Source organism: Mycobacterium sp. GA-0227b, from assembly GCF_001499855.1.
GTDB lineage: Bacteria > Actinomycetota > Actinomycetes > Mycobacteriales > Mycobacteriaceae > Mycobacterium.
The window spans coordinates 399,254-420,520 of the sequence record NZ_LQIK01000001.1 but is presented as its reverse complement, the minus strand read 5'-3'; the positions used below and the strand labels follow the sequence as shown (position 1 = coordinate 420,520).

Annotated in this window: 20 protein-coding genes; 2 read left to right on the top strand and 18 right to left on the bottom strand. The window is 67.0% G+C overall.

What is annotated here, in order from left to right:
* The 13 genes from AU185_RS01990 to fadD5 all read right to left on the bottom strand — a co-directional run bounded on the left by AU185_RS01990 (window position 1) and on the right by fadD5 (window position 14,879).
* Window positions 1–963: a prolipoprotein diacylglyceryl transferase gene (locus AU185_RS01990; protein ID WP_059100631.1), complete on the bottom strand. Its 963-nt coding sequence runs from the start codon at window positions 961–963 to the stop codon at window positions 1–3.
* The gene (locus AU185_RS01985) at window positions 930–1,481 is read right to left on the bottom strand and encodes an Rv1363c family protein (protein ID WP_059100630.1); all 552 of its coding nucleotides are present in this window, start codon (window positions 1,479–1,481) and stop codon (window positions 930–932) included. The genes AU185_RS01990 and AU185_RS01985 overlap by 34 nt, the downstream gene beginning before the upstream one ends.
* Window positions 1,478–2,461 (bottom strand): RDD family protein, encoded by a 984-nt coding sequence (locus tag AU185_RS01980; RefSeq protein ID WP_082683693.1) that lies wholly within the window; start codon window positions 2,459–2,461, stop codon window positions 1,478–1,480. The genes AU185_RS01985 and AU185_RS01980 overlap by 4 nt, the downstream gene beginning before the upstream one ends.
* The gene (locus AU185_RS01975) at window positions 2,458–3,102 is read right to left on the bottom strand and encodes an Rv1363c family protein (RefSeq protein WP_059100629.1); all 645 of its coding nucleotides are present in this window, start codon (window positions 3,100–3,102) and stop codon (window positions 2,458–2,460) included. The genes AU185_RS01980 and AU185_RS01975 overlap by 4 nt, the downstream gene beginning before the upstream one ends.
* Window positions 3,072–4,637: an MCE family protein gene (locus AU185_RS01970; RefSeq protein ID WP_059100628.1), complete on the bottom strand. Its 1,566-nt coding sequence runs from the start codon at window positions 4,635–4,637 to the stop codon at window positions 3,072–3,074. Before AU185_RS01970 ends, AU185_RS01975 begins: the two co-directional genes overlap by 31 nt.
* Before the next feature lie 3 nt (window positions 4,638–4,640).
* The gene (locus AU185_RS01965; RefSeq protein ID WP_059100627.1) at window positions 4,641–5,795 is read right to left on the bottom strand and encodes an MCE family protein; all 1,155 of its coding nucleotides are present in this window, start codon (window positions 5,793–5,795) and stop codon (window positions 4,641–4,643) included.
* 62 nt (window positions 5,796–5,857) lie between these two features.
* The gene (locus AU185_RS01960) at window positions 5,858–7,510 is read right to left on the bottom strand and encodes a virulence factor Mce family protein (RefSeq protein ID WP_059100626.1); all 1,653 of its coding nucleotides are present in this window, start codon (window positions 7,508–7,510) and stop codon (window positions 5,858–5,860) included.
* 3 nt (window positions 7,511–7,513) lie between these two features.
* Window positions 7,514–9,088: an MCE family protein gene (locus tag AU185_RS01955; protein WP_059100625.1), complete on the bottom strand. Its 1,575-nt coding sequence runs from the start codon at window positions 9,086–9,088 to the stop codon at window positions 7,514–7,516.
* Window positions 9,085–10,116 (bottom strand): virulence factor Mce family protein, encoded by a 1,032-nt coding sequence (locus AU185_RS01950; protein ID WP_059100624.1) that lies wholly within the window; start codon window positions 10,114–10,116, stop codon window positions 9,085–9,087. The genes AU185_RS01955 and AU185_RS01950 overlap by 4 nt, the downstream gene beginning before the upstream one ends.
* Entirely contained in the window at window positions 10,113–11,324 is a 1,212-nt protein-coding gene (locus AU185_RS01945; RefSeq protein ID WP_059100623.1) for an MCE family protein, read from the bottom strand. Before AU185_RS01945 ends, AU185_RS01950 begins: the two co-directional genes overlap by 4 nt.
* 4 nt (window positions 11,325–11,328) lie before the next feature.
* The gene (locus AU185_RS01940; RefSeq protein WP_059100622.1) at window positions 11,329–12,198 is read right to left on the bottom strand and encodes an MlaE family ABC transporter permease; all 870 of its coding nucleotides are present in this window, start codon (window positions 12,196–12,198) and stop codon (window positions 11,329–11,331) included.
* A gap of 1 nt (window position 12,199) precedes the next feature.
* Window positions 12,200–12,994 (bottom strand): MlaE family ABC transporter permease, encoded by a 795-nt coding sequence (locus AU185_RS01935; protein ID WP_059100621.1) that lies wholly within the window; start codon window positions 12,992–12,994, stop codon window positions 12,200–12,202.
* Window positions 12,995–13,205: 211 nt separating this feature from the next.
* Window positions 13,206–14,879 carry a fatty-acid--CoA ligase FadD5 gene (fadD5, locus tag AU185_RS01930; protein ID WP_059100620.1) on the bottom strand — a complete coding sequence of 558 codons (1,674 nt, stop codon included), beginning with the start codon at window positions 14,877–14,879 and terminating at the stop codon, window positions 13,206–13,208.
* A gap of 134 nt (window positions 14,880–15,013) precedes the next feature.
* On the opposite strand from fadD5, the gene AU185_RS01925 reads away from it, so the two are divergent.
* On the top strand, window positions 15,014–15,706 hold the full coding sequence (locus tag AU185_RS01925; RefSeq protein ID WP_231740369.1) for a GntR family transcriptional regulator: 693 nt from the start codon (window positions 15,014–15,016) through the stop codon (window positions 15,704–15,706).
* A 79-nt stretch (window positions 15,707–15,785) separates the two neighbouring features.
* Here the strand turns inward: AU185_RS01925 and AU185_RS01920 are convergent, their stop codons facing one another.
* Both AU185_RS01920 and AU185_RS01915 read right to left on the bottom strand, forming a co-directional pair.
* Window positions 15,786–16,226: an SRPBCC family protein gene (locus AU185_RS01920; protein WP_059100618.1), complete on the bottom strand. Its 441-nt coding sequence runs from the start codon at window positions 16,224–16,226 to the stop codon at window positions 15,786–15,788.
* 16 nt (window positions 16,227–16,242) lie between these two features.
* Entirely contained in the window at window positions 16,243–16,680 is a 438-nt protein-coding gene (locus AU185_RS01915; protein ID WP_059100617.1) for an acyl-CoA thioesterase, read from the bottom strand.
* 30 nt (window positions 16,681–16,710) lie between these two features.
* On the opposite strand from AU185_RS01915, the gene AU185_RS01910 reads away from it, so the two are divergent.
* Window positions 16,711–17,817, top strand: a complete 1,107-nt coding sequence (locus tag AU185_RS01910; RefSeq protein WP_059100616.1) for an alcohol dehydrogenase catalytic domain-containing protein — start codon at window positions 16,711–16,713, stop codon at window positions 17,815–17,817.
* Here the strand turns inward: AU185_RS01910 and AU185_RS01905 are convergent.
* From AU185_RS01905 to AU185_RS01895, 3 genes are read right to left on the bottom strand one after another with little or no spacing between them, the layout of a single operon-like run.
* Window positions 17,801–18,691, bottom strand: coding sequence for a mechanosensitive ion channel family protein (locus AU185_RS01905; protein WP_059100615.1), 891 nt, complete (start codon window positions 18,689–18,691; stop codon window positions 17,801–17,803). The two genes, AU185_RS01910 and AU185_RS01905, sit on opposite strands and share 17 nt — an antisense overlap.
* A gap of 48 nt (window positions 18,692–18,739) precedes the next feature.
* Window positions 18,740–20,548: an acyl-CoA dehydrogenase gene (locus AU185_RS01900; protein WP_059100614.1), complete on the bottom strand. Its 1,809-nt coding sequence runs from the start codon at window positions 20,546–20,548 to the stop codon at window positions 18,740–18,742.
* Complete coding sequence (locus tag AU185_RS01895; protein ID WP_059100613.1) at window positions 20,545–21,228, bottom strand: TetR/AcrR family transcriptional regulator; 684 nt, start codon at window positions 21,226–21,228, stop codon at window positions 20,545–20,547. The genes AU185_RS01900 and AU185_RS01895 overlap by 4 nt, the downstream gene beginning before the upstream one ends.
* Window positions 21,229–21,267: the final 39 nt, after the last annotated feature.

The window sequence follows — 21,267 nt, the reverse complement described above, 5'->3', positions numbered from 1 at the left end:
TTACAACTGCGGCGTCAGATCCAGCGACGTGATGGTCGACATGCGGGTGATCAGCCACTTCGCATCTCGGCGTTCCATCGTCAACCGGTAGGACAGGTAGCGCAGCGACGGGATGTTCTTGGTCATCGGGCTGGTGGCCACCGAATTGGTGTAGACGATCGCGGTGGCTTCCGTCGGGGTCAGGGTTTCCACCGCAGCGCCGAGCACCTGGGTGGTGTTGGTGACCTTCGCCTGCTTGTTCGTCGCGACGATCGCGTCGATGTACTTGCGGTACTCGTAGGCGAAGTCACCGCCGAGGAACGCCGCCGCTCTGTCCGGCAGTGTTTCCATGTTGTCCGGCGTGTACGTCCACAGCGTGGAGATCGCCCTCGCGGCCGTGCTCGCCACCTCGAGCTTGGTGTTGACCTCGGCACGTTCGGCGAGGTACGGCTGTAGGGTCGCCCCGGCGAACGCCGCGGCGCCGACGAACAACACCGCCGCCGCCACCGCAGCGGCGATGAGCCGCCTGCCCGCGGGCCGATGCGGCACGAACCTCACTTCCTGTGGCTCCGCGTCGGATTCGGCGGTGTCGGACTCGTCGGCCGCCTCCGCTTGCGGTTCGCCGGCGGCGGATTCGACGTCGGGTTCGGCGTCAGGTTGCGGCTCGTCGACATCGGATTCGGCGTCGGGTTGGGCGGGCTCAGCTTGCGGTTCGTCGACTTCGGATTCGGCGTCGGGTTGCTCGGCCGCCTCCGGTTCAGACACTTGGGTTCGGGCCCTGCGGTTCGCCTTGCCCACCGGCCGCGGCGCGGGCTTCGCTTCGTCGCGAGCCACGTCCTCCGTCTCCTCGGCGACGGCCGAATCCGGCTCGGACGCCGACTCTTCCGGCCGCCGGCGGAGGGAGAACCACCGCCGGCGACGACGCGGCGTGGCGGCGGCTTCCCCAGTGGTCAGATCACCTGGATCAGCTGGCTGATCTTCCACTGCTGTCCTTCCTTGATAGCCGTTGCTATCCAACGATTTCCGCTTTCGACCGTCGACTTGCCGTCCGCCGCTTTGGTGGTGACCTTGGTCGCGACCAGGACGTCGGCGCTGCCGTTGTCGTTCCACCGCTGCACCCCCGCGGCGAGCACGGTGCCGGTGGTGGGCTCGGCCCGCGCCACCTGGATCAGGATCTCGTTCTGCTTCTCCTTGAACATCTTCGCGAAGTCGCCGGTGCCCTCCGCCAGGATCCGTTCCACATACGCGTTGGCGTGGAACGGATCCAGCGTCGTGTAATCGGTCATGAACTGGCTGACGTAACCGAGTGCGGCGGCGTCCTTCACCGCGGCGCGCCGATCGGATTCGTGGCTGACCAACATCAGCGCGCCGGCCGTGATCGAGGCGGCCATCAACAGCGACGCGACCACGGCGATGACCGGTAGCGCCCAGCGCCGCGGCGGCCTCGGCGCCACTTCGAAGAAATCCCGCTCGTCGGATCCGACCTTGCGCCGCGGGCTCATCGGCCCTGCGCGTTCATGTGCGGTCTCTTCAACACCGTGAGATTCGCGACCTGCCACTGGCCGTCGTCCGACTTCTCGAAATCCGCTCGCACGGTTGCGGTGATGAACTTCAGGTTCTTCGGATCGTCGCCGCGCTGGCCCTGCATCGCCAGCAGCATCTCGGCCTCGTCGGGCGACGCTGAAAGCACCGCGCTGCTCACTGCCCAGTACGAGTTGGAGGTGATGCCCGCGTCCTGCGCGGACCGCTGCTGGGCGACCAACTGATCCCGGTAACCGTCGGTGGTCAGGGCCTGGGCGCGTGCGAAGTCCTCCTGCATGGTGTCGCGCTTGTAGCTGAGCATCTGCTCGACGATCCGTGGTCCCTGCTCAGTGATCTGCTGCCTGGTCTCCTCCACCGCGCGCTCGTGCCGGTACACCACCCAGTAGTTGATTCCGATCGCGGCCGCGCAGCCGATCGTCGCGACGATCAGCGCAATTGCGGTCAGCTTGCGCACATTTCGCGCCGGCCGCGCCGTCGGCCGAACTTCGGTCCGCAGCAGAAGGTCGGCGAAGGTCCGGCGGCGGCGATCCCATAGCGGCCACAACCAGCCGATGAACAGCGCCGCGGTGTCGAGCAGGTGCGCGACGTCACGAATCAGCAGCCGCCACACTCCGACCGGTGAGCCGTCCCGCTTCACGACCGCGATGCCGAACACCGCGCGGCCCAGCGAGAAGCCGGCGATGCCAGGCAGCACAAGGCGATTGACCGCGATCAACAACACCACGACGACCACGGCGGCGATGTATCCCCACCACAGCGGACTGCGCAGCGGCGCGGTCAGCGAAACCAATGCCAGCGTCACCAGCACGGCGACACCGATCAGGACATCGATGGCGAACGCGCCGGCCCTGGCCGCCCACGACGCCACCGGCTCCACGGCGACCTCCTCGGCGGTCGGCGAGTCCGGGGTGGTGTCGAGTGTCAGGGTCGACGACGTCACGATGTGACCTGATCCAATTCGGCGATCTTGTAGGTCCCGTCTTCCGGCGCCATCCGCACACGCAGCCGGTAGCCCTGCTCCTGATCGGCGGTGTCGGAGTTGGTGACCTTGACCCGCACCGCGACCAGGATGTCGAACGATCCGTCGTCGTTGTGCTTCTCCACCGCTGCGCGCATATCCGAGACCTGCACCCGCACGTCGGCGGCCTGGTACGCGTCGACAAGGACTCCCGCGTACAGCGAGGACTGCACGGCGAAGTCGCCGGTCGAGCAGTCGATGATCTTGGTCTGCGCCGCGGTCATTGCGGCGGTGTCGGGCGCATGTGTCGCCGCCACACAATCCTTGGCCGCCTGCAGTGCGGCCGCTTCGGCGCGCTCGCTGGCCGCGACCCGTTGGTCATTCTTGAACAACAGGAAACCCGCGACGCCCCCGGCGACAGCGAGCGCGAGCAGCGCTGCGCAGATGCAGCCGGCCATGCCGCGGCCGATCCGCGATGGTCGGCGTGGATCGGTCGAAGTCTGTTCTTCGGTGGTGTCCGGTTCCTCGGCGGGCTCTGGATCTGGGGATACTGCTAACGACTCGTCGGGCGTCTCATCAGCATCGGTGGGGTTCAGCTGGCGGGTGCCAGCATCTCCTTCCATCCGTCGTCTCCTGGGTTACTCGAGTTGCTGACGTTGTACTTCACGCCGTCGGGTCCGACCACCTGGCCGCTGGTCGGGCTGTACACCGCCGTAGAGCCGGGTGGCCCTGGTGCCGGAGTGTAGATGCAGGGATTGGGTTGTTGTCCACTGCAGGTCACGCTGCCCTGTCCGGGCGGGCTCAGGGGATCACTGACCGGCGCCGTTGAGTTCGGCGGCGGCAGGTCGCTGGCGGGTGCCGGGTTCAGTCCGTTGTTGACCGACGGCGCCTGCATGACGCCGCGGCCCGGGTTCACGCCCTGGTCGCAGCGCGCGCCAGGGGCCGGGCAGGACAGGACCTGGTTCGGGTCGCCGTACCACGGGTTGGTGCCCAGCGGAACGTACGGTTCGTCGCTGCGGCACTCCATCGGGGTCGCGGCCCGCTTACCCGGAACGTCGACGCACGGATAGTTGCGCGCGCCGCGTACGACGTTGCCCTGGTAGTCCTTCGGGATCTTGCAGTAGGTACCGCGCGGCAGCGGCGCCATGCTGGTGTCGGCCGGCGAGCGCCATTCCGACGCGGGCAGGAAGCCGGTCAGGCATGGCGGCGGCTGGTTGATCCCCAGCGCCAGCGGGAGCTGACCCAGGTCCTCGAACAACGTGCCCGCCTGCGCGGCCACCGAGCCCTGGGGCAGGACCACCAGCGTCTGCTCCAGGCCCTTGTTGTACCGCTTGAGCATGTCGATGACGACGGTGAGGTTCGCCAGCGTCTGCGGCAACGACTCGCGCACACCGCTGAACACCGCCGACAGCTGGTCGAGCGTGGGTGGGGCCTGCTGCAGGCCGCTTCGCAGCGCCGCATCCTGCTCGGCCGCCTGCGCGGCGATCACGTTGAGGTTGCGCGACCACTGCTCGATGTTGTCGCCGGACTGCACCTGGCTGTCCAGGATCGGTCCTGCGTTGGTGATGATGTCGTTGACCTGCGGCAGGTTGTCGCGGAATCCCTGCGCGATGTTGGTCGTGGAATCCACCAGCCGCTGCAGCGCCGGGCCGAGCCCGCCGACCGCCTGTGACGTCTCGGTCAGTAGCGCGTCGATCTTCTCCTTGGGCAGTACGGCCAGACCCTTGTTCGCGGCATCCAGCGCCGGGCCGACCTCGCTGGGCACGGTGCTCTCGGTGATCGTCGAGCCCGGCGCCAGGTACTGGCCCGGGTCGCCCGTCGAGACCAGATCCAGGTACTGCTCGCCGATCGCCGATACCGAGTGCACGTTCGCGGTCGCGTCGGCGGGGATCTTGTAGCGGTCATCGATGCTCATCACCGCCAGCGCTCCCCGCTCGGTCGGCTCGACCGAGGTCACCTTGCCGATCTGCGTGCCGCGGTAGGTGACGTTGGCCGTCGCGTACAGGCCGCCCGAGCGTGGGAGCTCGGCCTTCAACTCGTACTGGCCGATTCCGACAAGGCTGGGGATGCGCAGGTAGTACCACCCCAGCACCACCACCGCGATGATCGTCAGGATGGTGAACAGCACAAGCTGGATTCTGATGAACCTGGTCAGCACAGCTCACTCACCCCTTTCCACCAGCGGGCCGTTCGGCGCGTTGTGCGCGTTCGGCGTGAACCGCACGTCCGGAATCATCGTGGCCGGGTCGCGACCCCACGCCTGCTCGAGCGCGCGCAGCATGCCCGAGACACCGGTACCCGACAGGATGCCGTTGTCGACCGCGGACAGCGTCAGGTCCACCATCAGCGACACGTTGAGGTAGTCACCACGTACCACCTTCGGCACGTTCTCGATCGAGAACGGCGCGGTCAGCATGATCTTGAGCGCGCCGATCAGGTACGGCGACGCGCGTCCCAGCTGCTTGAGGGGGCGTTGCAGGTTCTGCAGGTTGGTGTGCAGGTTGTCGCTGGCAGGTGCCAACGCGTTGTCGGCGGCCCGGCTGATCCGGCCGACGGCCTCCACCGCGTCGGCGAACAGATCACGCGTCTCGGCGAAATGCTTGATCAGCGGCGGGAACTCGGTCAGCACCCGGTCCAGGGTGTCGTTGCGCTCAGCGACGATTGTCAGCAACCGGTCGGTGGAATCGATTGCGCGGGTGATGTCCTGGCGCTGCTGGTTTAGCTCGGCGGTGAAGGTGTCCAGCTTGTTGAAGAACTCGCGGATCTCATCGGCCCGGCCATTGAGCACGTTGAAGATCTCGGTCTGGATCACCTCGAGGTTCTGCACCCCCCCGCCCTGCAGGATGGTGGCGATGCTCGCCAGCACCCGCTCGGTGCTCGGGTAGGCCGACGAGTTCGCGAGCGGGATCGTGTCACCGCTTTGCAGCGGCTCCGGCGACGGGTTTGGTGGCGGCTCCAGCTCGACATGCTGCGAGCCCAACAGGCTGGTCTGACCGATGCGGGCCAGGGCGTTCTTGGGCAATTCGATGTCGGGCTGCACGTCCAGCGTCAGCGTCGCCACCCAGTTCTTCAGTTCGATCGCGCGCACCCGGCCGACGTAGACGTCGGCGACGCGGACGCGGCTGTTGACGTTGAGCGCCAACGTATCCGGCATCTGGACGTAGATCGTCATCGCGTCCGGCCCGGTGCCCGGCCCTCCCGGCAGCGGTACGTTCGCGATGCCCTTCCAGTTACCGCAGGAACTCACCACGAGGACCAGCGCGCTCAGCGCGACTACGCGCTGAGCGATCCTGCGCCACTTGCGCACGCTCATCATCGGCCGTCTGTTCTTCGCGCGAGCGCTCATCACCGGCTGTCTGTTCTTCCCGCGAGCGCTCATCACCGGCCTGCCTCTGCTGGTAGCGGCGGTCCTGCCGGCGCCGGCGGCGCGGCCGGCGCAGGCCCCACACCGGGAGCCGGTAGCGGCCCGGCCATCGCCGCTCCGCCCGGATCACCGGGGACCACGCCCGGCGCCGGCGGTGGCGGCGGCCCCGGCTGCGGGTACCACGGCGGCGGTAGGGGGTTGTTCTGATCGAACGCGTTCGGCGGGCCGGGCAGGTTGCCGTTGCGCGTCGTGCCGAATGCCGGTGGCGCCGCGGGGATCACGCAGTTGGGTCCACCGAGCAGTTCCGCGAGGCACTCCGGCGTCATCATGTTCGCCGTGAACGGCTGCACGTCGACGCCCTGCATACCCGGTGCGGCGACCCAGCCCGGTTCGTGGTTGCCGTGCGAGAACAAGGTGTCGCGCGACCAGATGCCGGGGACCGTGGTGTCCTTGTATCCCGGCGGCGGTTGCAGCCGCGGCTCGGAATACGCGATGTGCTTGGGCAACGTCAGCGCCGAGGTGAACATGTTCATACCGAACGGCGGGAAGTTGAACTTGATCGCGTCCAGGATCGGTGCAAGGTACTGCGCACACATCTCCGCTGATTCCTGGTAGCCGAGCCTGCTGCCCGCCTGGATCGAGCTGCAGATGAACTGAAGCGGGTTGGCGAAGTTGTTGATCACCGGGATGCCCATCACGCCACCGGTCACCGGCGAGATGATGTTCATCAGGTTCGCGGCCAGCGTGGGGAACACGTGCAGGGCGGTCTCCAGACCGTTGCGCGGCTCCGGCTGCAGGATCGCGGTGGTCGCCTCGGCCAGGTTGTTGACGTCGGTGGTGAGCACCTCGGCGTTCTCGTCGAGGAATCCGCGGGTCGTCGTCAACAGCTGGTTGAGGTCCTGCAGCGCGTTTGCGACCTCACGGTCGGTGTTGGTGAACGCGTTGGTGAACTCGGCGAGGTCGTTGTTCAGCGCGACGAACTGCTGATCGCTCTGGTGCAACGCGTTGACGAACAGCGCCAGGCTTTTCACCACGCTGAAGAAGTCGTCGCGGCCCTCGTTGAGCGCGAACAGCGCCTCGGACAGATTGTTCAACGTCTCGTTGAGCTGCTTGCCCTTGCCCGCGAAGCCGTCGGCGGCGGATTCGATGATGTCGCCGAACGGGCCCTTGGGCTGGTCCGGCGTCGGCCCAAGATCGGTCAGGATGCGGTTGATCGAGTCACGCAACTCGTCGTACTCGACCGGCACCTGCGTACGGTCCAGCGGGATGACCGCGCCGTCCTCCATCACCGGCCCGCCGGTGTACGGGGGCGCCAGCTGGATGGTGCGCGACGCCACCAGGCTCGGGTTCAGGATCGACGCGGTGGCGTTCGCGGGCACCTTGTACTTGTTCTCGTAGTGCAGGGTGACCTTCATCTTGTCGCCGGCCGGTTCGATCTTGTCGATCGCGCCGACCTTCACGCCCATGATCTGCACCTTGTCGCCGGGATACAGCGCCAGCGTGTCGGTGAAATAGGCGACGACGGTGTTGGTGGTCAGCTTCTTGTACAGGTTGTAGCCGACGAAGGCGGCCACGAGCGCCAGCACCACGACGAGCGCGCCGATGATGACGGTCACCCGGGAAACCTTGGGCAACTTCAGATTTCGGATGTTGAAGATCGTCGTCATCGATCAGCCCCCCTGTCCCTGAGAGAGCGGCGGCAGGAACGGCGGGTTCCCCGGCAGCGGTGGCGTGTTGGCGGGCGGCAGCTGCTGACCGGGCCCCGGAACCGCCGGCGCAGGCAACGCCGGTGGCAGCGGCGCGATGCCGGGCGTGAAATCCGGAGGCAGCGGCGGTTGCGGCCCGACCGGCACGGTGCGCGCACCGGGCGGGGCCGGCTGCAGCGGCATGTCCGCACCCGGCACCGGCGGCGAGATCTGACCCGGGATCGCCGCGGCCGGCACGCCCGGCGACGGTTGTGGGCCGTGCGCGTTCGGGTCGGAGGTCGCCACATTGGGCGGCGGGTACGCGGGACCGCCGAACGGTCCGACGGACAGATCCGCGCATGGCAACGGGTCGGCGGGTGTCGGCAGACCGTCGGCCGGCGGCGTGTACGAGCACGGCGACCCCTTCAGCACACCGGGTCCCGGGTTCTCGGGAGTGCCTTCGAGCACGGCGGGTCCCGGCGGCGGGGCGCCGTTCTCGAAGCCCTGCGCGTTCGGGTCCGGGAACCGCCAGGCGGGCAGGCCGGCGTCGCGCCAGAACTTCTGCGGGTCGATACCGCGCTTCTTGAAGGCGGCGTCCACGAACGGCTGCAGGATCTGGCCCGGCAGCAAGTTGACCAGCATGACCTTGAAGTAGGGGCCCGAGGCCACCGCTTCACCGAGCGACGCCACGAAGCTTGCGACCGTGGTCAGGGTGTCCATCAGGTCGTACTTGCGGTCGACCAGCACGCCGCTGACCTCGCGCAGTTGTTCGAGCACCCGGTTGAGGTTCGGGTTGTCGTCGATCAAACCCTTGACCTGTTCGGAGAAGGAGCCGACGCGTTCGAGCAGCATGCTCACCGCGTACTGGCGCTCGGTGATCGCGCCGAGCAGCGTCTGGGCGTTCACCAGCAAGTTGTTGATCTGCTGGCTGCGGTTGCCGAGGATGCCCGCAATCTTGTTGGCGTTGGCCAGCAGCTTCTTGATGTCCTCGTCGCGCTTGCCGATGGTGTCGGAGAACCGGGCCACCCCGTCGAGCGCGGCGCTCAGGTGCGGATAGGTCTGGTCGATGGTCTCCGAGAGCACGTTCAGCGAACGCTTCACGGTTTGGGTGTCCCAGTCCGAGGCGGCCTTCGTCACGTCGAAGAACGCGTCGTAGATCTGGTACGGCGTGGTGGTCTGGCCAAGTGGCAGAACACCGTTCGCGCGCAACGGTTCCGAACCGCGTGGCTCGATCTCCATGGTGCGGCGGCCGAGAATGGTGTCGGTGCGGATGGCCGCGCGGCTGTCGGTGCCGATCTGGGTGCCGCCGAGCCCGTAGCCGATCTTGACCTTGTCGCCCTCGATCTCCATGCTGCGCACGGTGCCGACGTCCACGCCGGCGATGCGCACTTTGTCGCCCGTGCCGATGCCCCCGGTGTCGGAGAAGTACGCGTAGTAGGTGGGTGACGCGAACAGCATCGGGACGCTGGCGAAGCTCTGTCCCACGCCGATGACGATGACCAGGATGACGATGCCCATCAACCCGTTTCGAACCCGGTTCGACCCCTCGAGCGTCCTCATTGCGGCGTGCACCTACCCGACGGCTGGCTGAAGAGTTTGACGGTCCGTACCGGCCCGCCCGGCTGAAGGCCGTTGAGGCGCAGCGAGATATCGCAGGCGTAGAAGTTGAAGAAGTCGCCGTAGATACCGCCGGCCCGGCCGATGATCTTGAACGCGGTCGGCAGCCTCGTCAGGATGTCGTTGAGCTGGTCCTTCTGATCGATCAGCGGTTGCTGGATGACCTCGAGATGGCCGACGGTGCTCTGCAGCAGCGGCCGGTTGTCGGCGAGCAGGTCGGCGACCGTGCCCGCCGCGTCGCTGATGTCGGCGACGGAGCTGGCGATCGGATCCGCGCGGTTCTTCAAGCCGGTGATCAGCTTCTCGAAATCCTGCACCGTTTGGTCGAATTCGGCCTGGTGCTTGACCGTGGTGTCCAGCACGGTGTTGAGGTTGCGGATCACCTCGCCGATCGCCTGGTCGCGGTCGGCCAGCGCCGAGGTGAGCGAGGCGGTCTGATCGAGGATGTCGTTGATCGTGCCGCCCTGGCCCTGGAAGACCGTGATGATCGACTGGGCGATGGTGTTGACCTTCTCCGGGTCGAGCGCCCGGAACACCGGCCGGAAGCCGCCGATCAGCGCGTCGAGGTCCAGCGCGGGCTGGGTCTGCTCGAGCGGGATCGTGGCGCCGCTCGGCAGCCGCTTGTCGCTGTCGCCGCGCTTGAGTTCCAGGTAGCGGTCGCCGATCAGGTTCAGGTAGCGCACGGAGGCGGTGGTGCCCTCGAACAACGGCAGCGATCGGTCGACATTGAACTTGACCTTCGCGTGCGATCCACCGTTGACCAACTCGACGCTGTCGACCTTGCCGACCTCGACGCCCGAGGCACGGACGAACTGGCCGGCGCGCAGTCCGCTGGCGTTGGAGAAGATCGCCGAATAACTGGTGGTGCTGTCGAAACGCATCTGACCGAACACCACCACGATGATCGCGGTGAACAGCAGCAGCACCACTGAGAAGGCGCCGAGCTTGATGGCGGTACCGGTGATTTTCATGGGTTGATCGTGTTCTCCCCGACCTGGCGGCCCCAGACGTACTCGATCAGGATCGGCTGGCCCAACTCGAAGTGGTTGTACGGCGCGATCGAGGCTCCCGTGTCCATGACGAGGTACGGGGCGGGCCACAGGTCGCGGGTGACCGGCTGCCAACAACCGGGACGTCCTTCAGGGCCGCCGCGCGCATTCACCCGTGGCAGGTTGTCCGGATAGACGTAGGGGTTCGCCGCGCCCATCAGCTCCGACAGCGTGCGCAGGGAGTAGCCGTTGCCGCCGAGTGACGCCGCCACCTTGGGCTGCACATCGTGGAAGTTGCGGATCGTGCAGAACAGCGCCGGGCTGTATTCGTCGAGGAGTTCCGAGGTGATGATGAGGTCCTCCGCGCCACGCACCAGATACGGCCCGCTGCGCTCGAAGACCTCCCCGCCGATGTTGCCGAACCCGACGGCCGCCATCAGCGCCTGATCGATGTTGCCCTGCTGCTGGTTGAGCGTGCGGGCGGTGGTGACCGCGTTCTCCAGGCCCGCGAACAGATCGGGCGCCGCGTTCGCGTACACCTCGCCGAGGTCGGCCAGCAGCCGGTTGTCCCGGCGGAGTTCGGGCATCCGGGCATTGACGTCGGTGAGGATCTCGTTGCCGTTGATGATCGACTGTCCGAACCGGTCGCCCAGCCCGTCGAGCGCCTCGGCGGTCGCGGCCAGTGTCTGGTTCAGCTTGATCGGGTCGACCTGCTCGGAAAGCGACACGATGGTCTCGAACAACGTGTTGAACTCCGTCGTGACGTTCGTCACGTCGATCACATCGGCCGGCGTGATCCGTTGCGGTGTCGGGTTTTCCGGCGACGAGAAGTTGACGTACTTGTTGCCGAACACCGTGGTCGCGTCGATGCTGGCATCGACGTTCTTCGGAATCAGTTTGAGGTACTTGGGATCGACGTTGAGCGTGATCTTGGCTCTCGGCTCGTCACCGACGGTGACTGCCTCGACGTTGGCCACCCGGCCGATCTCGACGCCGTTGTAGGTCACCTTGGCGCCGGGGTCCATGGACAGGCCGGACCGCGCGGCCATCAAGGTCAGCTGCTCACGGTTGAGGAAGTCGCCGCGAAACTGCATGTACACCAGCACCAGAGCGACGATCGTCAACAGCGTCAACACCAGGCCCGCGAGCTTGTACGGCGGGGTGCGCGGATTGTTCAGCGGTGCGGTCATGGCGCTACACCGTCAGGTTGAAGTTCGGGTCGACGCCGTAGAGCGCCAACGCAACCAGCAGAACCACCACTGCCACCGCCACCAGTGACGCCCGCATGGCTCGGCCGACGGCCTCACCGACGCCCACCGGACCGCCGCTGGCGAAATAGCCGTAGTAGCAGTGGTTCACCATCACGATGACCGAGATGATGAGTACATCCATGAATGACCAGAAAACGTCCTCGGGACGGAGGAACGTGCGGAAGTAGTGCTCGTACGTGCCCGTCGACTGGCCGTAGAAAAGTGTGGTGGTGACCTGACCGGAGAGGAACGACAGGATCATCGCGATCGCATACAGCGGGATGATCACGACGAACCCGGCCATGATTCGGGTGGAGACCAGGTATGAGATCGACTTGATGCCCATCACTTCGAGCGCATCGATCTCCTCGCTGATCCGCATGGCGCCGAGTTCGGCGGTGGCGCCGGCACCGACCGTCGCGGCCAACGCGACCCCAGCGACCAAGGGCGCGGCGGATCTCACGTTGATCATCGCGGCGAAGAAACCGGTGAATGCCTCCACACCGATGTTGCCCAGGGAGGCGAAACCCTGGATCGCGACGAGCGATGAACCGGACAGGCTGACGAATCCGACAATCGCGGAGGTGCCGCCGACGACCGCCATCGCGCCGGTGCCCAGGCCGATTTCGGCGATCAGTCGCAGGGTTTCCTTGCGGTAGTAGCGCAGCGCGTGCGGAATCGAGCCGATCGTGGTGACGACGAACCACGCGACGTGTCCGACGCTGTCGAGGAAACGGGTGGGGGCGCCGGCCACACTCTTGGTGCGCTCGTATGCCCGCGGAAACCGAGAGCGCAGGACCGTTGTCGTCGACACGTCAGCTCCCTGTACCGAATCGGACACCGATCGTGGTCAGCACCACGTTGACGGCGAACAGGGCGATCACGCAGAGCACCAGCGTCTCGTTGACCGCGGTCCCGACGCCCTTGGCGCCGCCCGACACCGTGAGTCCGCGGTAACAGCCGACCAGTCCGGCGATCAAGCCGAACGTACCGGCCTTGACGATCGAGATGACCACTTCCGGTAGACCGGTGATCAGCGTGAGCGTGGATACATATGCGCCCGCGGAGACGTTCTGGAGGTAGACGCCGAACACGAATCCACCGACCAGGCCGATGGTGATCACCGCGCCGTTGAGCAACAGGGCGACAAAGGTGGAGGCGACGACGCGGGGCACCACCAGTCGGTGGATCGGGTCGATGCCGAGCACCTCGAGCGCGTCGATCTCCTCGCGGATGGTGCGCGCGCCGAGGTCGGCGCAGATGGCTGTGGAGCCAGCCCCGGCGACGACGAGCACGGTCACCAGCGGACCGAGCTGGGTGACCGCACCGATCGCCGCCCCGGCACCGGAGACGTCGGCAGCGCCGAACTCCGCGAGCAGGATGTTCAGCAGGAAGATCAAGAGGACCGTCAACGGCGCTGACACGGCGAGGGTCGGCAGGAACGACACCCGGAACAAGAACCAGCTCTGCAGGATGAACTCGCGCCACTGAAACGGTTTGAACAGGGCTTTGCCGGTGAGCACGCACATGCGCACGAAACCGCCCACGGCCTCCAGCGCGGGTCTGGTCTGATCGCGGACGTAACCGACTACGCCGGTCGACGCCGTCACCAGTGTGCTCCCGCGGCGCAACGGCGACTGTCGCGGTGCACCGGCAGCCCCTGTCGCACGTCCCCTCCTTGCCCCGACCTCACGGCTGTAATCCCGGTCTCCCTACCCGTCGGTAGTAAGACGGACCACAGGAATGTACCCGATGCCTTTCGCGCCGTGCAGTGCATCCGGCGGATTGAGCCCATAACCGTTAGCAAACCCAATTCGGCCCTCAGTCGGTCGGCGCCGGAGCAGAATTCGTTGGCGCACCGATACTTTCATCAGCGTCAATCAGACCTACGGTCCCAAAACGTGCGCGCAGTTCGGTTTTCAGAACTTTGCCGGCGGGGTTGCGCGGCAACGCGTCTACGACCTCGAGCGCCTTCGGGTGCTTGTACCGGGCGAGCCGCTCGGTGAGGAACGCGTCAAGATCACGCAGGTCAAGATCGGTCTGATCTCCTGTGCCGAGCGCGACGACCGCCACGGGCACCTCGCCCCACCTGTCGTCCGGTCGACCGATCACGGCGACCTCGGCGATGGCCGGGTGGGCGGCGAGCGCGTTCTCGACCTCGGCGCAGTAGATGTTCTCGCCGCCGGAGATGATCATGTCCTTCTTGCGGTCCACGACCCAGACGTAGCCCTCCTCGTCCTGGCGGACGAGGTCGCCGGAATGGAACCAGCCGCCCGCGAACGCTTCCGCGGTGGCCGCGGGGTTGTTCCAGTAGCCGGCCATCAGCGTCGGTGCGCGGTAGACGATCTCGCCGACCTGTCCGACCGGGACGTCGTTCATGTCCTCGTCGACGACGCGGGCGGCCACGGTGGGGATCACCTTGCCGACCGAGCCGAGCTTGCGGATCGCGTCCTCGCCCAACAGCATGCAAGTCACCGGCGACATCTCGGTCTGGCCGAAAGCGGCGAGGATCTGGGTGCCCGGGAACGTCTCGGCCATCTGGCGCAGCAGGGTGTCCGACGCCGGTGCGGCGCCCCAGGACAGCACCCGCAGGCGCAGCTCGCGCGGCCGGGCCTGCTGTGCGGCGCACACCGCCTGCCACTGCGCGGGCACCAGGAAGATGCCCGTGACCTGCTCGGCTTCCAGCACGTCGAGCAACTCGTCGGGGTCGAACGCCCCCAGCGGGTAGATCACGGTCGGGCGGCCCAACAGCAGGCCGGGGATCATGTTGCCGATGCCCGCGATGTGGAACAGCGGCACGCCGATGAAGCCGACATCGTTGTTGATGTCGGCGCCGTTGGTGAACAGGAACGTCAACGCCTGGCCGGCGAGGTTGGTGTGGGTGAGCACCGCGCCCTTGGGCCGGCCGGTGGTGCCCGAGGTGTACATGATCAGCGCCGGGGAGTCGTTCGGGATGTCTGCAATCTCGGGGGGCGCCGCATCTTCGCCGGCCTCGGCGACCAGGTCGTCGTAGCCGATCACCTGCTGGTCGGTCGCACCCCCGGCGACGATCACGGTGGTCAGCGTCGCTCCGGCGTCTCCGAAGTCACGCACCGCGGTCGCCACGTTGGCCAACACCGCCTCGGTGATTACCACCTCCGCCTGGCAGTCGCTGACCAGGAACGCGATCTCCGGCGGAGTCATGCGGAAGTTGACCGGCACGGCGATCGCGCCGAGCTTGTTGATTGCGAGGAACGACTCGATGAACTCGGTGCGGTTCAGCATCAGGATCAGCACCCGATCGCCGAACTTCACCCCGCGCCTGCTCAACGCGCCGGCGAGGGCGCCCACTCGCTGATCGAGTTCCCGCCAGGTCGTCGTCCGGCCGAGGAACCGCAGCGCGGTGGCTTCGGGCTGCATCAACGCGTGGCGAGCAAGCTGGTTCGTCCAGTTCTGCCTGCGGGCGAGATAGGGCTGTGCGGTGGGATCCGGCTCGATCAACTGCTGATGCTCCATCTGATCCGGGTTGCGCCTGGATGATTTGATCAAAGATATTTGATTACACTGGGTGTTGCCCCGGTCACACTATGGCCTCGGCCGCTTTGGGACAAGCCCGCCTCAGCGCTGGCGAGGAACGACTGGAGACCGCAGTGAACGCACCCACCGCAGCTCGGCGGCGACCGCCGCGGGCGGTGCGGCGCGAACAGCTGTCCGACGAGGTCGCGGCGCTTTTGCGCGCCGACATCATGACCGGCACGCTGCGGCCGGGCACCTTCATCCGGCTGGACGAAACCGCCGCGGCGCTCGGGGTGAGTATCACGCCCGTGCGCGAGGCGCTGCGCACGCTTCGCGGCGAGGGCATGGTGCAACTCGAGCCGCACCGCGGCCACGTGGTGGTACCGCTGACGCGCACCGATGTCGAGGACATCTTCTGGCTACAGGCCACGATCGCCAAGGAGCTGGCGGCCACGGCGGCCGACCGCATCAACGACGCTGAGATCGACGAGTTGGAGGGGCTCAACGACGAGTTGGCCGCCGCCATCGAACGGCACGACGTCGACGAGATCGCCGCCGCGGAATTCGCCTTCCACCGGGCGCTCAACCGGTCCACCGGCCGGATCAAGCTGGCCTGGTTCCTTCTTCATGTCGCCCGCTATCTGCCCGGCCAGATCTACGCCGGCGATCCGCAGTGGGGAGTGTCGGCGGTCGCCGGCCACCGCGAACTCATCGCGGCGCTTCGTCGGCGCGACGTTGCCACCGTTGTCGCGCTGACCGGCGGCGAGTTCACCGACGGCGCGCAGCGTCTGATCGCGCGGCTCGACGAAACGGGACTGTGGAGCTGACTTCCATCGCACGCCGAACGTGGGTTACCCGCACACGTCCGCGTGGATTCGCGTGCAGCGAGCCCACACTCGCCGGATGTCAGGTCGCGGCGAGCTGCTCGGCGCGCGCCTTCAGGTTGCCAGCCAGATAATCGAGAGTGTCGCCGATCGCCTTTTTCACCATCTGCTTGGGAATCGGCAGCTTGGTCTCGACGTCGAGGTCGACGGTCAGCAGTGACGTCGGCCCCATCGACACCACCGAGAATTTCTGTTCCTGCTTGTCGAAATGGTCACCCTGCTGCAGGACGGTGAAGATCTGGTTCTCGCCCGGGTAGTACACCGCGGTGATGAAGGTGCCCGCCTGGCCCTGTACGACGACGTCGAGACGCAGCTGGCTGGGCCGGCCGTCGTCGTAGCGCGCCAACACCCAGCACCCTTTGATCTCTTCGTTCCACTGGGGGTAGGCCTCGAAGTCGGCGACGATCCCCATGATCGCCTCGGCGGAGGCCGCCACCTCGACGGTCTTGCTCACGAGCGGCATCCGACGAGCATATCGACTAGTCGGCCCGCGCCTTTTCCAGCAGTGCGCGGATCTGCTCCGGGATCGGCACCGGTCTGCGGGTGGCCCGGTCGACGTAGACGTGCACCCAGTGCCCCACCGCGGCGACCGGGCGGTCGTGCTGCCACAGCCCCAGCCGGTAGGTGACGCTACTGTTGCCCAACCGCGTCACCGCCAGGCCGACCGACAGCGGCTCCGGGAACCGCAACTCGGCGAGATACCGGCAGCCCGATTCGGCCACCACGCCCAGCCAGGGCACGGCCAGCGGGTCGATCCCGACGCTGGTGTTGATCCAGCCGTTGATCGCCGTGTCGAAGAGTGCGTAGTACACCGCGTTGTTGAGGTGACCGAACATGTCGTTGTCGGCCCACCTGGTCGTCACCGGCCAGTGCACCGGAAAATCGCCCGACGACGGCGACTCCTCGCTTCTGGTCATGGCAGCAGTGTCGCAGGCAGGCTGGTGGCCATGAGGATCCGCGGTGCCGTGTTGGAAGAGATCGGCCGCGCGCGGCCGTACGCCGAGACCAGGCCACTGTCGGTCGGTGAGCTGGACCTCGACCCGCCGGGCAGCGGCGAACTGCTGGTGCGCGTCGAGGCCGCCGGGTTGTGCCACTCCGACCTGTCGGTGGTCGACGGCAACCGGGTGCGACCGGTGCCGATGCTGCTCGGCCACGAGGCGGCCGGGGTCGTCGAGGCGCTCGGCGCAGGCGTCTCCGACGTGAGCGTCGGCGACCGCGTCGTGATGACCTTCCTGCCGCGCTGCGGCCAATGCCCGGCGTGCGCCACCGACGGCCTCACCCCCTGCGAGCCCGGCAGCGCGGCCAACGCGGCAGGCACGTTGATGACCGGGGCGCGCCGGCTGTCGCGCGACGGCCGGCCCGTGCACCACCATCTCGGCGTCTCCGGTTTCGCCACCCATGCGGTGGTCGACCGGCGCTCGGTGGTGCCGGTGCCCGACGACGTGCCCGCGGCCGTGGCATCGCTGCTCGGTTGCGCGGTGCTGACCGGCGGCGGCGCGATGATCAACGCCGGCCGCCCCCGCCGGGGCGACACCGTGGCCGTCGTCGGCCTCGGCGGCGTCGGCATGGCAGCGGTGCTCACCGCCTTGGCTCAGGACGACGTTCACGTGGTGGGCGTCGACCCGCTGCCCGACAAGCTGGAAAGGGTGCGCCGTATGGGCGCGCACGAGGCTTACCCGCCCGACGAGGCGCGTGATCGGGGCCTCAAGGCGACCGTCGTGGTCGAGGCGGTCGGCCATCCGAGTGCGCTGGAGACCGCGGTCGATCTCACTGCTGCGGGCGGCCGGACCGTGTCGGTCGGCTTGCCCCACCCCGACGCGCGAGTTTCACTGTCCCCGTTGGGCTTTGTGGCCGAGGGCCGGTCACTGATCGGGAGCTATCTCGGATCGGCGGTGCCCTCGCGTGAGATCCCGTACTTCGTCGGGCTGTGGCGTGCGGGCCGGCTGCCCGTCGAGTCGCTCGTGTCCTCGACGATCACCCTCGACGAAATCAATTCGGGCATGGATGAACTCGCCGACGGCAAAGCCGTACGGCAGGTCATCCGCTTCGACTAGACGCCAGTTCGGCGTCGGCGACGCCTTCGCGCCGCAGCGTCGAGACGATCAGCGCGCGCAGCCTGCGGCCGACCTCGAACTGCTTACCGGGCAACGTGCGAGCGACCACCTGTAGGTTCACTGTGTCCTTCTCGATGCTCTCGACGCCCATCAGCGCAGGCTCGTCCAGCAGCAGATCTGGCAGGCCGTCGTCATCCATGGCCGTCTTCGAGACGTCCCGGAGCAGATCGGTGACGTGGTTGATGTCCGCACTGGCCGGCACCGGCACGTCGACCACGGCGCGGGCCCAGTCTTTCGACAGGTTCAGCGATTTCACGATCTGACCGTTCGGCACGGTGTAGACCTCGCCGTCGCTGGTGCGCACCTTGGTGACACGCAGCGTGACGTCCTCGACCGTGCCGCGGGCGTCGCCGCCACTGGTCACGCTGAGCTGCACCAGATCGCCGAAGCCGTACTGCTTTTCGGTGATGATGAAGAACCCGCTCAGCAGGTCCTGCACGATCCGCTGCGCACCGAAGCCGAACGCCGCGCCCAACACCGCGGCGGGCGCCACCAGCGAGCCGATCGGCAAGCCCAGTTGGTTGGCGATGTCGACGGCCACCACGATGTAGAGCACCGCGATAGCAACCGACGAGATCACCGATGCGACGGCCCGCCGATGCTTGACGCGTTCGGGCTGCAGCGCCGCATCGCCGTCGCCACCGCGATCCAGTCGCCTGCTGATGCGCCCGGCCCCCCAGCGGATCACCCGGGTGGCGACGAGCGCGAACAGCACCACCAGCGCGATGTGCAACCCCTTCGTCGCCAGCCAGTTCCCGACGTGTCCGGTCCAGAACTGATTCCAGGTGTCGTTGAACGCCAAGTTGGAAGTCATCGCACACGCGGCTTCCCACTACCGCGGGGAAGCCAAACGACGTGCCGGTCAGAACCAGTCGGCGCGCATGTCCACGGTGGTGCGGTCCAGGCTCGCGAGCAGATCCAGTTGCGGTGCGGTCCTGGGTAGTTCGTAGCGGAAGAAGTAGCGGGCGGCCTGGCGTTTGCCGTCGTAGAAGTCACCGCTGTGACCGTACGCGGCGAGTTCCTGCTGCAACCAGATCCAGGCGACGACGATGTGTCCGAACGCCTCGAGGTAGACCACGCTGTTGGCCATCGCGGCCTCGATGTCACCGGAGCCGAACATCTCGGCGGTGACAGCGGCGAGGCGTTGCCATGCGGCGTCGAGGAGCCTCGCATGCTCGGCGGGCTGAGCGCCGAGTGCGCCGGCCTCCGCCACCGTCCGGCCGATCGCGTCGCCCACCGCGGCCAGGCCGGCGCCGCCATGCGATGGCACCTTGCGACCCAACAGGTCCAGGCTCTGGATGCCGTGCGTGCCTTCGTGGATCGGGTTGAGCCGATTGTCGCGGTAATGCTGTTCGACGTCGTACTCGCGGGTGTAGCCGTACCCGCCGTGCACTTGGATGGCCAGATCGTTGGCGGCCAGGCACCACTGCGAGGGCCAACTCTTGCCGACCGGCGTCAGCATCTCGAGCTGCAGCGTGGCGCTTTCCCGCTCTTCACCGGACGAAGCGCTGTGCACAAGGTCGACGAGCTTGGCGCAGTACAGCAGCAGCGCCAGGCCGCCTTCCGCATACGCCTTCTGCGCCAACAACATTCGCTTCACATCTGCATGCTCGATGATGGGCACCTGCGGTGTCGAGGGGTCCTTGGCGCCGACCGGCCGGCCCTGCGGACGCTCGCGTGCGTACTCCACCGATTTGAGGTAGCCGGTGTAGCCCAGCGCCACCGCGCCCATCCCGACGCCCAGCCGGGCCTCGTTCATCATCGTGAACATGTAGGCGATACCGCGGTGCGCTTCGCCGACGAGGTAACCGACCGCGCCGGGTTGCCCACCCGGCGTGTAGGCGCCCTCACCGAGGTTGAGCACGGTGTTGGTGATGCCGCGTTGGCCCATCTTGTGGTTCAAGCCCGCCAGCACCACGTCGTTGCGCTCGCCGATCGCACCGCTTTCGTCCAGCAGGTACTTCGGCACGATGAACAGCGAGATGCCCTTGGTCCCCGGCGGCCCGCCCGGAATCTTCGCGAGTACCAGGTTGACGATGTTGTCGGTCAGCTCGTGTTCGGCGCCGGAGATCCACATCTTCGACCCGAACAGCCGGTACGTACCGGGCTGAGCGGAATCGCGCTGCGGTTCGGCGCGGGTGAGGATGTCGGCCAGCGACGAACCCGCCTGCGCTTCCGAGAGCGCCATGGTGCCGGAGAACCGTCCGGCCAACATCGGTTTGACGAACTCCTCGATCTGCTGCTGCGTGCCGAACCGGGCCAGCAGGTTGGCGTTGGCCATCGTGAGCATGAGGTAGCCCGTCGTGCTGATGTTGGCCGCCGAGAACCAGGCGAATGCCGCCTGCGCCAGCGTCGCGGGCAACTGCGCGCCGCCGAGCCGATGATCCATCGACATCGCGATCAGGTCGGCTTGCGCGAACGCGTCCCACGCTTCCTTGACCTCGGGGATGACGGTGACCTTCTCGCCGTCGAAGCACGGCTCGTTGGCGTCGCTCTTCTTGTTGTGCGTCGCGAAGTACCGCGTCGCCAACTGCTCGCACAGCTCCAGCACCGCGTCGAAGGTCTCGCGCGAATGTTCGGCGAACCGCTCACGGCTGGTCAGCTCATCGACCCGCAGCCACTCATAGAGCAGGAAATCGAGGTCGCGGCGCGAGAGCAGCAGGGACTTCACGGTGCGGTGGCCGTGTCCGGTTCGCCGGGCAGCGCGTCGACCTCGATGCCCAACGGTGACTCCGTGCGCACCGACTCGTCGCGGATCAAGCCGCGCAACAGCGCCGTGCTGAACTCGACGGCTATCTCCTGCGCCGTGCGCCTGCCGTGCGGCCGCAGCCAGCGATAGGCCCCCAGCGTCATCCCGATGTAGCCCAACGCCAGCACGTGGGAGTCGCAGTCGTGGAACTCTCCGCTGGCGATGCCGCGGTCGATGACGTCGCGAACATGCTCGTAGACCTGGGTTTCCTTCTCGCGGATGTAGGCCACCTGGTCTTCGGTGAACCACTCGCCGATGTATGGGCCCTCCTGGAAGTACACCGCCGCGCGCTCGATGTCGCTGGCGATGCCGACCAGCAGCCGCCGGGTGAAGTGGTAGATCGTCTCTCGAGCCGACGCCGACGGGTCGTCGTGCAGCGCGTCGACCGTGGAGTCGGCGGCGCCCTTGTAGATGTCGTAGAGGATCAGCGACTTGCTCGCGTAGTAGTGGTAGACGGTCGCCTTGTTCAGGCCGACGGCGTCGGCGACGTCGTCCATCCGGGTGCCGTGGTAGCCGCGCGCGGCGAAGAGCTTGGTGGCGACGGCCAACAACTCATCGCGACGGGTCCTCCCGTTCGGGGGGGCGGCTTCCGGAGAGGGCATGGCGACTCACTATATGCAGGGCCGAACGTCAGCCGGGCG